Source organism: Pseudomonas savastanoi, assembly GCF_020917325.1.
GTDB classification, from domain to species: Bacteria; Pseudomonadota; Gammaproteobacteria; order Pseudomonadales; family Pseudomonadaceae; genus Aquipseudomonas; species Aquipseudomonas amygdali.
Genome location: NZ_CP076652.1, coordinates 3,119,880 through 3,134,703 on the forward strand (window position 1 = coordinate 3,119,880; position 14,824 = coordinate 3,134,703).

Annotated in this window: 12 protein-coding genes; 11 read left to right on the forward strand and 1 reads right to left on the reverse strand. The window is 56.7% G+C overall.

All coding sequences use genetic code 11. The annotated features are described in order from the left end of the window. Positions 1-178: 178 nt before the first annotated feature. The 9 genes from KP808_RS12990 to KP808_RS13030 all read left to right on the forward strand — a co-directional run bounded on the left by KP808_RS12990 (position 179) and on the right by KP808_RS13030 (position 10,099). On the forward strand, positions 179-469 hold the full coding sequence (locus tag KP808_RS12990) for a hypothetical protein (protein ID WP_058402918.1): 291 nt from the start codon (positions 179-181) through the stop codon (positions 467-469). 809 nt (positions 470-1,278) lie between these two features. Beyond that, the gene (gene arnB / locus KP808_RS12995) at positions 1,279-2,427 is read left to right on the forward strand and encodes a UDP-4-amino-4-deoxy-L-arabinose aminotransferase (protein WP_058402917.1); all 1,149 of its coding nucleotides are present in this window, start codon (positions 1,279-1,281) and stop codon (positions 2,425-2,427) included. Continuing rightward, complete coding sequence (gene arnC / locus KP808_RS13000) at positions 2,424-3,437, forward strand: undecaprenyl-phosphate 4-deoxy-4-formamido-L-arabinose transferase (RefSeq protein WP_058402916.1); 1,014 nt, start codon at positions 2,424-2,426, stop codon at positions 3,435-3,437. Before arnB ends, arnC begins: the two co-directional genes overlap by 4 nt. Further along, positions 3,434-5,425, forward strand: coding sequence for a bifunctional UDP-4-amino-4-deoxy-L-arabinose formyltransferase/UDP-glucuronic acid oxidase ArnA (arnA, locus tag KP808_RS13005; RefSeq protein ID WP_230016221.1), 1,992 nt, complete (start codon positions 3,434-3,436; stop codon positions 5,423-5,425). Before arnC ends, arnA begins: the two co-directional genes overlap by 4 nt. Next, a complete protein-coding gene (gene arnD, locus KP808_RS13010) occupies positions 5,425-6,306 on the forward strand; it encodes a 4-deoxy-4-formamido-L-arabinose-phosphoundecaprenol deformylase (RefSeq protein ID WP_230016222.1) in 882 nt (293 codons plus the stop codon). Before arnA ends, arnD begins: the two co-directional genes overlap by 1 nt. After that, a complete protein-coding gene (gene arnT / locus KP808_RS13015) occupies positions 6,306-7,955 on the forward strand; it encodes a lipid IV(A) 4-amino-4-deoxy-L-arabinosyltransferase (RefSeq protein ID WP_230016223.1) in 1,650 nt (549 codons plus the stop codon). The genes arnD and arnT overlap by 1 nt, the downstream gene beginning before the upstream one ends. After that, positions 7,952-8,296 (forward strand): 4-amino-4-deoxy-L-arabinose-phosphoundecaprenol flippase subunit ArnE, encoded by a 345-nt coding sequence (gene arnE / locus KP808_RS13020; RefSeq protein WP_230016224.1) that lies wholly within the window; start codon positions 7,952-7,954, stop codon positions 8,294-8,296. Before arnT ends, arnE begins: the two co-directional genes overlap by 4 nt. 26 nt (positions 8,297-8,322) lie before the next feature. Beyond that, positions 8,323-8,727 (forward strand): 4-amino-4-deoxy-L-arabinose-phosphoundecaprenol flippase subunit ArnF, encoded by a 405-nt coding sequence (gene arnF, locus KP808_RS13025; RefSeq protein WP_230018848.1) that lies wholly within the window; start codon positions 8,323-8,325, stop codon positions 8,725-8,727. After that, positions 8,705-10,099, forward strand: coding sequence for a UDP-glucose dehydrogenase family protein (locus KP808_RS13030; RefSeq protein WP_058402911.1), 1,395 nt, complete (start codon positions 8,705-8,707; stop codon positions 10,097-10,099). The genes arnF and KP808_RS13030 overlap by 23 nt, the downstream gene beginning before the upstream one ends. 33 nt (positions 10,100-10,132) lie before the next feature. On the opposite strand, the gene KP808_RS13035 is transcribed toward KP808_RS13030, so the two are convergent. Further along, on the reverse strand, positions 10,133-11,620 hold the full coding sequence (locus KP808_RS13035; protein ID WP_058409524.1) for an ArnT family glycosyltransferase: 1,488 nt from the start codon (positions 11,618-11,620) through the stop codon (positions 10,133-10,135). A 327-nt stretch (positions 11,621-11,947) separates the two neighbouring features. Here KP808_RS13035 and KP808_RS13040 point away from each other — a divergent pair, with 327 nt between their 5' ends. Next, a complete protein-coding gene (locus tag KP808_RS13040; RefSeq protein WP_230016225.1) occupies positions 11,948-13,879 on the forward strand; it encodes an LTA synthase family protein in 1,932 nt (643 codons plus the stop codon). A gap of 156 nt (positions 13,880-14,035) precedes the next feature. After that, positions 14,036-14,800 carry a COG4705 family protein gene (locus KP808_RS13045; RefSeq protein WP_230016226.1) on the forward strand — a complete coding sequence of 255 codons (765 nt, stop codon included), beginning with the start codon at positions 14,036-14,038 and terminating at the stop codon, positions 14,798-14,800. Positions 14,801-14,824: the final 24 nt, after the last annotated feature.

A 14,824-nucleotide genomic window follows, 5' to 3' on the forward strand; every position in this document is an offset into this window, starting at 1 on the left:
TCGCAGCGTGAGCTTCAACACATCGTGATCGCCAGCTTGAGACGATCAATGACGGACCGAGCCATTGCGCGCGGATGACATCGAATCAGCAACCCAAGTCACCACTCGAATTCAAAGCGTTTTACGGTAAAGTGTCCCTGACGGTACCAGCGCCCGCTAGACCTGAAATCAAGGACTGATGATGAAACGGACAATAGCGATTTTAATTGCCTGTATAAGCTCACCAGCATGGGCTGTAGATCCGGCGACCCTGCCAATGGTCGTGCAGATGCAAAAAGCTGCCAATGCAGCGACATGCGAGTCCTACAAAGGCGACACATCGCCGCTGGGCAAGGCTGTAAACAAACAGTGCCGAAACCGGGCCAAAGCAGAGTTTGAAGACATGCAAGATGAAAAGCCGCTAAGGGACTGCATCAAACCAGGCAACGTTATAGACGATGATGTACGCAAGTGTATGAAAGGCATTTAACAGCTCTGCCAATACCCGCCCTGTAGCCTGATGAGCTAATAGGTGATAAATATGACAGTGCCGAGGCTTGGAACGGCAACCCTCGCCTGTTTATACTTATACAATGGGCACACTCTCATATAACTCAACTAAACAGACATTTAGTTGAGTTATATTAATAACCAGATAACGCCTGGTCCTCCACGCCTTCGTTCGCTCCACCAACTGACCTGAGCAAACTGTCAAACGCGCTGCCGACAGCCGCAAGGCAGCCTACCGCCACACAGGACCAATCACCCCGACCCAAGCATCCGGGCACTCAAGCTGCTGCCTGCACCCAGCTATATAAATTCGCACTCTGGTCATGAAAGCTTCATTAAATTCCAATGGCGTTGTCATACGTAACGTCATTTACAAACTCCCACAATTAGCATGACCAAGCTGAACTCAAGCTGTCTGTCTGCGATTACCTAAATGAAAGCTGAACACCACATTAATAATTCTACATATTGTCATGACGACATTGTTATCCCCATATAACCCGCCCTACCCTATGGCTCACAAGCGCTGCAATGCGCCACAAAAAACCAACGGCGTCTGGACAATATTTTGATGTTTGAGCCCCTATCTTCGCGACACTTGCTTTCGTCAGCAGGCCGTTTCTGGTGTGCAGCGAGTGTGCCCATACACATAGCGCCACTTGCAGCCGCTACCGGTATTCCCGTCTTGGCAGCTCGCCGTTGATGCACGTCTATGTTTATGCCCCCGTGTCATGCGTTTTTTTCTGTGTTGGCTATATTGGCTATGAAACGTAAATTGGAAAAATATCTATGAGCCAGGCTTTTCTTGCTTTTTCACGGCCTTCCATAGGCGATGAAGAAGTTGCTGCGGTGACTCGTGCGCTGCGTTCCGGGTGGATCACGACCGGACCGGAATGTCAGAAGCTTGAGGAGCAATTTGCGGTGCGGGTTGGCGCGCAACATGCGGTTGCGTTGTCGTCTGCTACCGGGGCGATGCATGTTGCGCTACTGGCACTGGGTGTGGGGCCTGGCGATGAAGTGATTACGCCTTCGCAGACCTGGGTGTCGACGGCCAACATGATTTGCCTGCTGGGGGCCACTCCGGTTTTTGTCGACGTCGACCGTGGCACTCTGATGAGCAGCGCAGCGCTGATAGAGCAAGCCATCACGCCACGAACCAAAGCGATCGTGCCGGTGCATTACGCTGGCGCCGCATTCGATCTTGATCCGCTTTATGCGCTGGCAAATCGGCACGGCATTACTGTGATAGAAGACGCTGCCCATGCGACCGGAACCGCTTACAAGGGGCGTCCGGTCGGCAATCAGGGCACCGCGATATTTTCATTTCACGCGATCAAGAACATGACCTGTGCCGAAGGTGCAATGTTCGTCACCGACAACGCGCAACTGGCCGATCGGGTGCGCCAACTTAAATTCCATGGTCTGGGTGTCGACGCCTACGACCGACTGACGCTGGGTCGCAAACCACAGGCAGAAGTCATGGAGCCAGGCTTCAAATACAACCTGGCCGACCTGAATGCGAGTATTGCCCTGGTGCAGTTGCAACGCCTTGACGCAATCAATGCAAAGCGTCAGGCGCTCGCCAGCCACTATCTCGAACGGCTGGCCGCGAGCCCGGTCCTTCCTCTCGCCCTGCCCCGCTACGCCCAGCACCACGCCTGGCATCTGTTCATTCTGCGCATTGACCCCGAGCGCTGCGGGCTGGATCGCGACGCGTTCATGAAGGCCTTGCAGGCTCAAAACATCGGCACCGGCATCCACTTCATAGCGACTCACCTGCACAGCTATTACCGCAAGCGTTTCCCTGACGTCTGCCTGCCAGACACCGAATGGAACTCATCAAGGCTTTGCTCTATCCCCCTGTTCCCTGACATGACGCTGGATGATGTCGAGCGGGTTGTCAGTGCCATTGAATCGACCGTGGAATCCAGCCATTGAGACCCTACCCAATCAAGTTTGTGTCGATTGTCATCCCTGTCTACAACGAGCGCCAGAGCTTGCCCGAGTTACTACGGCGTACTGACGCGGCCTGTAAACAATTGAATCACCGCTTCGAAATCGTGCTGGTGGATGACGGCAGTCGTGATGAATCGGCAGAGATTCTTCAACAGGCCGCACATCAGCCTGGCAGCCCCTTCGTTGCGGTGATTCTGAATCGTAACTACGGTCAGCACGCAGCGATCATGGCCGGTTTCGAGCAGTGCAAAGGTGATGTGGTGATCACCCTCGACGCTGATCTGCAGAATCCTCCCGAGGAAATTCCCCGGCTGGTGGCGCTTGCAGAGCAGGGATATGACGTTGTCGGCACAGTGCGCAGCAATCGTCAGGACTCTGCCTGGCGACGTTGGCCATCCAAGCTCATCAACCTGGCAGTACAGCGCTCCACAGGCGTGGCCATGAACGATTACGGCTGCATGCTGCGCGCGTACCGGCGCACGATTGTCGATGCAATGCTGGCCTGCCGCGAGCGCAGCACTTTCATTCCGATTCTGGCCAACAGTTTCGCGCGGCACACGACCGAGGTATTGGTCGATCACGCCGAACGTGAACATGGCGACTCGAAATACAGCCCCATGCGCCTGGTCAACCTCATGTTTGACCTGATCACCTGCATGACCACTACGCCCTTGCGCCTGCTCAGCATTATCGGCTTCAGCATGGCACTGCTCGGCGTGCTGTTCGCTGCGGTACTGATCGTTCTGCGCCTGATCTTCGGTGCGTCATGGGCCGGTGATGGCACGTTCGTGCTGTTTGCGGTGCTGTTCGTATTCACCGGGGGGCAGTTCATCGGCATGGGATTGCTGGGTGAATACCTGGGCCGAATGTACAGCGATGTCCGTGCGCGTCCGCGCTTCTTCATCGAAAAAGTCGTGCGCAGCTCGTCCGAAGTTGCCAGCGAAAGCGTTGATTCCTCTGTAACTCCCTATATGAACAAGGTTGCGCCATGAGCCCTAAAGCTGTCGTTTTCGCTTATCACGATATTGGCTGTGTCGGCCTGCAAGCGCTGTTGGGCGCAGGTTATGAAATTGCTGCAGTTTTCACTCACGCCGACGACCCCAGGGAAAAAACGTTCTTCGGTTCCGTGGCGCAGTTGTGTGCGCGACATGGCATTCCCGTGCATGCTCCTGAGGACCCTAATCACCCTTTGTGGGTGGAGCGCATCGGCAAATTGGCCCCTGACTTCATCTTTTCCTTCTATTACCGCCAGTTGCTCGGTGAGCCTCTACTGGCGTGTGCCAGCAAAGGCGCATTGAATCTGCATGGCTCGCTGTTACCACGCTACCGCGGACGAGCGCCGGCAAACTGGGTGCTGGTCAACGGTGAGAGCGAAACCGGCGTGACCTTGCATCAGATGGTCAAGCGCGCCGATGCAGGGCCGATAGTTGCTCAGCAACGCGTCTCGATCAGTTCCACCGATACAGCCTTGACGCTCCACGGCAAACTGCGTGAAGCCGCCGCTGACCTGCTTAGTGAAACGCTACCCCTGCTTGCCCTCGGGCAACTTTCAGGCACGCCGCAGGACGAATCCCTTGCAACCTGTTTCGGTCGCCGCACCCCGGCCGACGGTTTGATCGACTGGTCGCTTCCGGCCACGCAACTGTACAACCTGATACGGGCAGTCACGCAGCCCTACCCCGGCGCATTCTGCCCGGTAGGCGAGAACAAGTTGATTGTCTGGGCCGCCAGTGCCGAGGCAGGCAATAACGGCGAAGCACCTGGCACGGTCATCAGCCACGACCCGTTGCGTATCGCCTGCGGTGAGGGTTCGTTGGTGATCAACGCAGGACAGCGCGGCGACACCGGCTTGTACCTCAGTGGCGCACAGCTGGCCCGCGAGTTCGGTCTGGTGGAAGGCTCGCAACTGCTCGATACAGAAAAGCGCCGCCCGGCCCGCCGTACACGCGTGCTGATCCTCGGCGTCAACGGTTTCATCGGCAATCATCTGTCGGAGCGTCTGCTGCAGGACGATCGTTACGAAATCTACGGCATGGACATCGGTTCAGACGCTATCGAGCGCCTGCGAACCAAGCCGAACTTTCACTTCATCGAAGGCGACATCAGCATCCACACCGAGTGGATCGAGTATCACATCAAGAAATGCGATGTAGTGCTGCCATTGGTGGCCATCGCTACACCGATTGAATACACCCGCAACCCACTGCGGGTGTTCGAGCTGGATTTCGAAGAAAACCTGAAGATCGTCCGTTACTGCGTGAAGTACAACAAGCGGGTGATTTTCCCGTCAACGTCAGAAGTCTATGGCATGTGCCAGGACGCGAGCTTCAACGAAGACACATCGAACCTTATCGTTGGCCCGATCAACAAGCAGCGCTGGATCTACTCGGTGTCCAAGCAACTGCTGGACCGCGTGATCTGGGCTTATGGTCAGAAAGGCCTGCAATTCACCCTGTTTCGCCCGTTCAACTGGATGGGCCCTCGCCTGGACCGACTGGACTCGGCGCGTATCGGCAGTTCGCGGGCCATCACCCAACTGATTTTGCACCTGGTGGAAGGCACGCCGATTCGGCTGGTGGATGGCGGAGCCCAGAAGCGCTGTTTCACCGATGTCGTCGACGGCATCGAGGCGCTGGCGCGGATTATCGAAAATCGCGATGGGCGCTGTAATGGTCAGATCATCAACATCGGCAACCCCGACAATGAGGCCAGCATTCGCCAATTGGGTGAAGAGCTGCTGCGCCAGTTCGAAGCGCACCCGTTGCGCGACAACTTCCCGCCATTCGCAGGCTTTCGCGAAGTAGAAAGCCAGTCCTTTTATGGCAAGGGTTATCAGGATGTCAGCCATCGCAAACCGAGCATCGACAACGCCCGACAGTTGATTGGCTGGACACCAGGTATCGAGCTGAGCGAAACGATTGGCAAAACCCTGGACTTCTTCCTTCGCGAAGCCATGGCTGAAAAAGCGGATATGCGCTGATGCAGGCAGGCTTAAGAATCGATGTCGACACATATAGGGGCACCCGTGAAGGCGTGCCCAGATTGCTGGACATACTCGATGAAGCTCAGGTCAAGGCGACGTTCTTTTTCAGTGTCGGCCCCGACAACATGGGACGTCACCTGTGGCGTCTCGCACGGCCGACGTTTTTCTGGAAGATGCTTCGCTCCAGAGCCGCGAGCCTGTATGGCTGGGAGATTTTGCTGGCGGGTACGGCGTGGCCGGGCAAGCCGATCGGACGCGACCTTGGCCCGTTGATGCGTCGTGCTCTGGATGCAGGCCATGAGGTCGGCCTGCATGCATGGGATCACCATGGCTGGCAAGCCAATGCCGGACGCTGGAACGATCGCCAGTTGACCGCACAGATACACCGTGGGGTCGACTGCCTGAGCGACATTTTAGGCAACCCGGTGATCTGCTCCGCAGCAGCGGGCTGGCGTGCCGACCAGCACGTCGTGCAGGCCAAGCAGGCGTTTGGCTTTCTCTACAACAGCGACTGTCGCGGTGCCACCCTGTTTCGCCCGTTACTGGCTGATGGCAGCCCCGGCACGCCACAGATTCCAGTGGACTTGCCGACCTTCGATGAGATCGTCGGCCCGCAACTCCAGCCGGGGGCCTTCAACGACTACATTCTCAACCGCTTCGCTGCGCGGCGGCTCAACGTTTATACCATTCATGCTGAAGTGGAGGGCATTGTCATGGCAGACGGTTTCAGGCAGCTGTTACAGCAGGCCAACGCCCGGGAAATCGAGTTCAAACCGCTGGGCCGGCTGCTGCCGGAAGCTATCGAGCAACTGCCTTGCGGGCAAGTTGTTCGCGGTCACCTGCCCGGTCGCGAAGGCTGGCTGGGGGTGCAACAGTGATGCACTCCAGATATCGTGATGGCGCACTCCTGTTAGCGGCATTCTTACTGGCCTACCTGCTGCCGCTGGGTTTCCATGGTTTGTGGATTCCCGATGAAACCCGCTATGCCCAAATCAGCCAGGAAATGCTTCACAGCGGCAACTGGATCGCGCCGCACTTCATGGGCTTGCGTTACTTTGAAAAACCGGCTGCCGGTTACTGGCTGATTGCCCTGGGCCAGGCGGTGTTTGGCGAGAACCTGTTCGGCGTGCGCATTGCTTCGGCGATAAGCACCGGTTTAAGTGTCTTGCTGGCCTACCTGCTGGCGGGAAAGATCTGGCGCGACCCGCGCAAAAGCTTCGCCAGCGCACTGCTGTTCATGAGTTTCGGTTTCGTCGCCGGCCAGGCCGGTTACAGCAATCTCGACCCGCAATTCACCCTATGGACCAACTTGACGCTGGTAGCGTTCTGGTACGCCGTGCACAGCATCGGCCGAGCCCGCCTGCTAGCCTGGACGGTGGTCGGCGTAGCCTGCGGCATAGGGTTCATGACCAAGGGCTTTCTGGCCTGGGCGTTGCCGGTCATCATCACCCTGCCCTACATGCTATGGCAAAGACGCCTGACTGAACTGCTCAGGTTCGGCACGCTTGCAGTGGTGATTGCCATTGCGGTCTGTCTGCCGTGGGCGCTGGCGGTACACCAGCAAGAGCCCGACTACTGGCGTTACTTTTTCTGGCACGAGCACATTCGCCGATTTGCCGGGGACAATGCGCAGCATGCCCAACCCTGGTGGTTCTACCTGCCTCTACTGATCGCGGCCTGCTTGCCTTGGGCGCTGTTGCTGCCCGTGACGTTGAAGCAAGCCTGGCAACAGAAAAGCAGGCCCGATACCGCCTTTCTGCTGCTATGGCTGGTCCTGCCGCTGGCATTTCTGAGCCTGAGCAAAGGCAAGTTGCCGACCTACATACTGCCTTGCCTGCTGCCGCTGGCATTGCTCATGGCTGACGCTCTGGTCGAACGTCTCAATCAAGGCCGTGGCACGGCGTTGCGTGTTAACGGAATAGTTAACGCAGCATTGACCTTGCTCGGGCTTTCAGCGCTGATCTACGTGCAGTTGAAACAGCCCGTGTACGAAAACGAACCGATGCACTTGTTGCTGGCGGTCATCGTACTTACCGGATGGACGCTCACCAACGCCCTGCAAGGCATCCGCCCTTTGACCTTCTGGGCTCTGCCAGCGGTGGGAAGCTGGCTGCTGATCGTATTGCTGCCTGCGGCACTACCAAACGACGTGGTGTACAACAAGACTCCCGACCAGTTTGTCGCCAGGCATCAAACGGAGCTGGCAGCCTGTACACATTTGCTGAGCAATGATCTGGGCGCTGCTTCTGCCATGTCGTGGCGCCTGAAACGACCGGACATCGCGCTTTTCAATACTTGGGGCGAGCTTGAATACGGCCTGGGTTATCCGGATGTACAGGGCCGCCAAGTCCGTCTGCAGGACATCGACGCCTGGATTACAAAAGCCCGAAGCGAAGGCAGGGTCGGCGTGATCATACGTGGCAAGAGTGATGATGAGCTGGAAGAGCTTGAAATGCTTCCCAAGGACGGCCAGCGTTACGACGAAGGCAACCTGGCCATCCTCATTTATGAGAAGTCAGCGTTATGACCTGGCTGATGCTCCTGACCGCATGCCTGCTGACGTGCCTGGGCCAAATCGCACAAAAGTACGCTGTGGAAGGCTGGCGCGGGAGATTTCCCGGCGTATTGGCTGCACTGCGTTCGATATGGCTGTGGCTGGCGATTGCCTGCCTCGGGCTGGGTCTGCTGGTCTGGCTGTTGGTGCTGCAACTCATAGATGTAGGCATCGCGTACCCCATGCTGGGCCTCAACTTCGTGCTGATCACCCTGGCGGGACGCTATGTCTTCAAAGAGCCGGTTGACCCACAGCACTGGCTTGGTATTGCGCTGATCCTTGTCGGCGTATTTCAGCTGGGACGCCAGGCATGACCCGCCGTAGCGCAACGATGTACGCCATGACCAGTGTTGTGCTGGTCAGTTCGGCGCAATTGGGCATGCGCTGGGGCATGAGCCGCCTGCCCTCTCCTGGGCAATGGCTCGACCTGCAGGATATCGGGCAGGTTCAGTCCAGTGCCGTCGCCGTCATCTGCGCCTCGATCACAGCCTATGCACTCTCCATGCTTTTCTGGCTGCTGGCGCTGCGTGATTTGCCCCTCAGCCGTGCCTATTCGCTCCTCAGTATCAGCTATGCACTGGTTTATACGCTGGCTGCAACCCTGCCATTTCTCCATGAGACATTCACGGTATCGAAAACTGTGGGTGTCACGCTGATCGTGGCAGGTGTCTTGACCATCAACCTGCGGCGCATCTCCAGCCCGTCACTTCAGGATCTTCCCCATGAGAATCAGCGTTTTCGGTAGCGGATATGTAGGTCTGGTACAAGCGACCGTACTTGCCGAAGTCGGCCATGATGTTGTCTGTATGGACATTGACCAGGCCAAAATCGATCAACTGCGTCAGGGTCAGGTACACATTTACGAGCCTGGACTGGCCAATCTCGTGCGTGACAACCTGGACCATGAGCGTCTGCACTTCACCACCGACGAGCGACTGGCGGTGGAGCATGCCGAAGTGCTTTTCATCGCGGTCGGCACGCCTTCCCGAGCAGATGGCTCGGCCGATCTCGGCGGGTTTTTCGCGGTGGGCGAAGCCATTGCCCGGCATCGCTGCGAGCCGCTGATCATCGTCGAGAAGTCCACCGTGCCGGTCGGTAGTGGCGACGCCTTGCGCAGCCATATCGACAAGGCATTGCGTCAGGCCGGTCGGCTGCTGCAGTTCGATATAGTGTCCAACCCCGAGTTTCTCAAGGAGGGCTCGGCGGTCAACGATTGCCGGCGCCCGGACCGGATTGTCATCGGCTGCGAAAATGAGGCGGTACGCAAAGTCATGCGCGAGCTGTATGCGCCGTTCAACCGCAATCATGACCGGATCATGTTCATGGACCTGCGCAGCGCCGAACTGACCAAGTACGCCGCCAACTGCATGCTGGCGACCAAAATCAGCTTTATCAACCAGATCGCCGAGCTGGCAGAACATCTGGGCGCAGACGTCGAGTCTGTAAGGCTGGGCATCGGTGCCGACTCACGCATTGGTTACGACTTCATCTACCCCGGTTGCGGCTATGGTGGCTCATGCTTCGGCAAGGACATTCGCGCCCTGATTCACAGCGCCAGAGAGGCGCATTGCTCCAACGACCTGCTGTCTGTGGTCGAGGCAATTAACGAGCGGCAGAAGGGCAAGCTGTTCGAACGGGTCAATGCGTTCTACCAAGGCGACTTGCGCGGCAAGACGTTTGCTTTATGGGGGCTGGCGTTCAAACCCAATACCGACGATATGCGCGACGCTCCCAGCCGCGTGCTCATGGAAGCTCTGTGGGAAGCCGGTGCCAGTGTGCGGGCATTCGACCCCGAGGCCATGCAGGAAACCCAGCGTATCTATGGTCATCGCAAGGACCTGATTCTCATGGGAACACCTGAGTCCGCGCTCAACGATGCCGATGCACTGATCATCTGCACCGAATGGCAGCAGTTCAAAGCCCCGGATTTCGATCTGATACAGCAGCGGCTGAATGCGCCGATCATCTTCGACGGCCGGAATCTGTATGACACTGAACGGCTGGCAAAACGCGGCTTTCACTACTTCCCCATCGGTCGTGGTGAATCGTGCGATCTGCCGATCCCGCAGAAGCAGTGGATACCGCATGATCAAGTGGCGAGCAGTCAGGCCGTATAACAAACCTGCGACGCTCGCCGTGCAGAGTGGCTGTCAGTGACTGACAGCCACTCCCAGCGGTGCCTGACTGACGAAATAGTAGATACGATCCCCGACCTTTACGCTGTCAACAATCCGCAGGGGTGGTTCGGGTGGCTGCATGCTTTCCATCACAGCGACATTGCCGTCAGCGCTGGCAAGAAAACCAGTCAATTCAGCGTTGTCAGTGAGTGTTTTCAGCAGGCTCTGACTATAGAACACGCTGGCCCCCGCCAGCCGTTCGCTGGGCTGGAACAAGGCAACCTGCCGTCCCTGCACCTGCAGGGTATGGACTTTGTCGGTCAGCGGCAGAAATGACAACTGCCTGTCGGCTTGTGGCGCGAGCCATAGGGCTGCACTTAGATAGCTCGCTACAACCAGCACAACGCCTGCGGCCATGAGCGCCTTTCCATTTCTCATGATGGACGCCGCAAAAAATGAGCGCCCCGACCGAGCCTGCAATCGCTCACCCAGAACAAAAGCATATTCCGCAGCAATCACTGCCGCCGCAGGTGCCAGCGACATCAGATAAACCATGCGTTTACTGGAGGCCAGCGACAACAACAGGAACTGCGCGCCCAGCCACAGGGCGAAGAACAGCAGATAACGATTGGCCATTAACTGCTTTCGAAAATGCCACAGCCCCAGATAAACCAGGATATTCCACGGCAAGAATGCCTCAGGCAGTTTTGTCAGGTAGTAATAGGCAGGTTCGTAATGACCCGCCTCTTCGAAAGAACCACTGAAGCGTCCAACGCTGTTGGTCCACAGCACGTCCTTCACTGACTGCATGCCACCCTGTCCGTACAGGAAACACAGCCACACGAGCAGCGGAATCAGGGCCACAAGGGTGAGCATTGCCGGGCGCAACCAGTGAGCAATAACAATGCGTTTGTTCTGCACTGACTCGCAAACAAGCCAGGCGAAAATAACCACGCCCGGCATTGCCAGCCCCAGCACGCCCTTGCTCAGGGTCGCCAGTGTGATACCCAGCATGAACAGCAACCAGGGCCCTGTAGAGAGCCCATCACTACGCAGGCGATTACTGGCATGGAAGAATGCCAGCAAGGCGGTGGTTACCCCCAACGCCAGCAAGGCATCCTCGCCCACTTGCCGCGAATTGCTCCAGAAGCTGGCCTGGGTCGCCAGCATGAAAGCAGCCACCCAGGCCACGGATGCCGGCCGCCCGAAACGTCGCAGCATGCTGTAAAGCAGCAACACGCTAAGCAGACCCGCGCAGGCAGAAGCCAGTCTTACCGCCCATGGGGCAGGACCGAACACCCGAATAGCCGCCGCATCCAGCCACACACTCATCGGCGGCTTTTCCAGAAAAGGCTGGTCGTTCAGTTTCGGCGTAATCCAGTTGCCACTCAGGTGCATTTCCATGGCAATGCCAGCCACGCGTGGCTCCGTCGAATTTTGCAACTGGTGATTTCCCAGTGCGAGAAAAAACAGCAAGACACCCAGCAGTAACAGCAACGGCGAACGCACACGAGAAGTCATCAAGGGAGATACCGGTTTGACGAGAAAGAGGATACCGACAGGCAACAGGACGACAAATTATAAACAGTGAGTTGTTGAATAATTGTTGAACAGCTCTTAAACATTTTTTTCACGCCTGCGCAACCAAATACTCACCCTTGTGTATAAATAATTGGCTAACACTAATTAATAGAGCGTGCAGGATGCACTGTCTTTCCGCGTGTGTTTATGATTACAGAAATTTGACAACGCGAAAAACTCATCTAACTTTCATGCCGCAGCAGTAGACGCTGATGCTCAACATTTCACCCTGAAATTTCAGATTTTTCCCGTCCAAGGAATTGACAAATGCGGATTTATTCAACAGCCCCAGCCCGATTCTTGCTGCTGGCGACTGGTACATGGCTGATCATTTTCTTTCTGACACGCCTTTTTTTATTTTCGACTCATATGGATGAAGCAGGAACACAGTTTTTCGCCACCTTCGCAACGGGACTTCTCTACGACCTTGCCTTCCTGAGCTACGCTGCCGTCCCCCTGGGTATTTACGTCTTCCTCTGCCCACCCGTGTTGTGGCGTGCCCGCGGGCACCGCTGGTTCCTTCAAGGGGTCATGACGATAAGTATATTCGTCATGCTGTTTGTATCAGTCGCCGAATGGCTGTTCTGGGATGAGTTCGGGGTGAGGTTCAACTTTATCGCGGTGGACTACCTGGTCTATTCCGATGAAGTACTCAATAACATTCTCGAATCCTACCCTGTGGGTAAACTGCTCGGCATTCTGGCGCTGGTTGCTATCGTCGTTAGTCTGCTGATCAGTCGAGCAGTAGCCGCAGCAGTGAAAGCGCCTCTGCCGTCCTATCGTGGTCGTCTTGCCGCCAGTGCATTATTGCTATTGTTCGCGAGTATCAGCCTGCAATGGGTCGATCAGGACACACCACGCGGCATGGGCGGCAATGCCTATCAGCGGGAACTCGCCAGTAACGGGCCTTATCAGTTTTTTGCCGCGTTCCGCAACAATGAACTGGACTATCAACAGTTCTACGCCACCCTCCCCGATGCTCAGGTCGCCGGTCAAATGCGCCAGGAGCTTGCCGAGCCCGACAGCCAGTTCACTGGCAACGACCCTCTGGATATTCGACGGTCGATCAACAACCCGGGAACGCCACGCACACCTAACATCGTACTGGTCACCATCGAAAGTCTCAGTGCCAAATACCTGGGCAGCAATGGAGACACACGCAACCTGACGCCCAATCTCGATGCGCTACGCAAGCAGGGTCTTTACTTCAACAACTTCTACGCCACAGGTACACGCACCGACCGTGGTCTGGAGGCCATAACCCTTTCCATTCCGCCCACGCCAGGGCGCTCGGTGGTCAAGCGCGTGGGTCGCGAAAGTGGTTTTGCCAGCCTGGGTCAGCAATTGGCCCATGTGGGCTATGACAGCGTTTTCGTTTATGGCGGGCGTGGTTACTTCGACAACATGAATGCTTTTTTCAGCGGCAACGGTTATCGAGTCGTCGATCAGAGCAGCGTCAAGGAAGAGGACATTCACTTCAAGAATGCCTGGGGCATGGCTGACGAAGACCTTTATCGTCAGGCACTGAACCTGGCGGATGCCGATTTTGCGGCAAAAAAACCGTTCCTGCTGCAACTCATGACGACGTCCAACCATCGCCCTTATACGTATCCCGAAGGACGTATCGACATCCCGTCGGGTAACGGCCGTGATGGCGCAGTGAAATATACCGATTACGCCATTGGCAAGTTCCTGGCGGACGCGCGCCAGAAACCATGGTTCGACAACACAATATTCGTCTTCGTCGCTGACCACACCGCGGGCAGCGCCGGAAAGGAAGACCTGCCTATCGATAACTATGCTATCCCGCTGTTCATCTACGCACCCAAGCTGATCCAGCCGGCAGAAATATCCCGTCTGGCCAGTCAGATCGACCTGGCGCCCACCTTGCTGGGTTTGTTGAACCTGGACTATCAATCGACGTTCTTCGGCCGCAACCTGTTTCTGGACACCTCGTTGCCGCCTCGCGTGGTAGTCGGCAATTACCAGCACCTGGGCCTGTTTGACGGCGACAACCTTGCGATCCTCAGCCCTCGCCAAGGTCTGCGTCGTCACGACAATGCGCTGGGAGAAAGTGTCGAAAGCAAGGCGACCAGCGATGATCCATTGATCACTCGTGCCATCGCCTATTACCAGGTTGCAAGTTACGGGTTCAAACACAAGTTGCTCGGCTGGAAGCCTGAAAACGCCAAGCCATAGCCGCAACGCAACATCGCCACCTGCAGAGGGCAAGCCACGGTTTGCCCTTTATCCGCGTCGACCATCTTTGATGCGCCTCCCTCAGTCACTGCTAAGTTTCACTGCGTACCTTCTCCCTTGCGCACATTGCAGCGTTACCACGGAGAAGCGTCTCACATGAATCCGACAACAGCCGGTTGGCTGAACAAAGTTCCCGAGGTCACCCTTGCGTTCTGGGTGATCAAGATCCTGTCCACTACGGTGGGCGAAACGGTTGCTGACTTTCTGGCGGTCGATGCAGGTCTTGGTGCCGGAGTAACAACGCTGGGGATGACCGTGCTGTTGGCGATTGCACTGTCTGTCCAACTCCGGGCGCGAGCCTACACACCCTGGACCTATTGGCTGTGCGTGGTTCTGGTCAGTATCGTCGGTACCCAGATAACCGATGTGCTTACCGACATGCTGGATGTCAGCCTGTACACCAGTACGACAGTTTTTTCGGTGCTTCTGGCTAGCAGCTTTTCTGGCTGGTATCGCGTCGAGCGCAGCCTGTCCATCCACGAAATTATTACCCCGCGTCGCGAACTGTTTTATTGGGCAACAGTGCTTTGCACCTTTGCTTTGGGGACCGCTGCGGGTGATCTGGCAACCGAAGCACTGGGCCTGGGTTTCACTCTGGGTGCCCTGATCTTTGCTGCGCTGATTGCCGCCACCATCGTTGCCTGGCGTGTGGGCGCAAATGCGGTCTTGACCTTCTGGATCGCCTACATCCTGACCAGACCGTTTGGTGCCTCTCTCGGCGACCTGCTTACGCAGGCCAAGACCTATGGCGGCCTGGGGATGGGAGCAACCTGGACCAGCGCCATTTTCCTCTGCGTCATCCTGATACTGGTGACTCTTGCACAGCTCAACGTCGGTCATCACAAGCCGGTCAGCCAATAACCTCTTCATTTACATACGGGAATA

Excerpts from the sequence above, each read along its gene's own strand:
- KP808_RS13040 (WP_230016225.1), top strand. The coding sequence starts at position 11,948 with ATGCGGATTTATTCAACAGCCCCAGCCCGATTCTTGCTGCTGGCGACT.
- arnA (WP_230016221.1), top strand. The coding sequence starts at position 3,434 with ATGAGCCCTAAAGCTGTCGTTTTCGCTTATCACGATATTGGCTGTGTC.
- KP808_RS13030 (WP_058402911.1), top strand. The coding sequence starts at position 8,705 with ATGAGAATCAGCGTTTTCGGTAGCGGATATGTAGGTCTGGTACAAGCG.
- arnF (WP_230018848.1), top strand. The coding sequence starts at position 8,323 with ATGACCAGTGTTGTGCTGGTCAGTTCGGCGCAATTGGGCATGCGCTGG.
- KP808_RS12990 (WP_058402918.1), top strand. The coding sequence starts at position 179 with ATGATGAAACGGACAATAGCGATTTTAATTGCCTGTATAAGCTCACCA.
- KP808_RS13045 (WP_230016226.1), top strand. The coding sequence starts at position 14,036 with ATGAATCCGACAACAGCCGGTTGGCTGAACAAAGTTCCCGAGGTCACC.
- arnD (WP_230016222.1), top strand. The coding sequence starts at position 5,425 with ATGCAGGCAGGCTTAAGAATCGATGTCGACACATATAGGGGCACCCGT.
- arnB (WP_058402917.1), top strand. The coding sequence starts at position 1,279 with ATGAGCCAGGCTTTTCTTGCTTTTTCACGGCCTTCCATAGGCGATGAA.
- KP808_RS13035 (WP_058409524.1), bottom strand. The coding sequence starts at position 11,620 with ATGACTTCTCGTGTGCGTTCGCCGTTGCTGTTACTGCTGGGTGTCTTG.
- arnT (WP_230016223.1), top strand. The coding sequence starts at position 6,306 with ATGCACTCCAGATATCGTGATGGCGCACTCCTGTTAGCGGCATTCTTA.
- arnE (WP_230016224.1), top strand. The coding sequence starts at position 7,952 with ATGACCTGGCTGATGCTCCTGACCGCATGCCTGCTGACGTGCCTGGGC.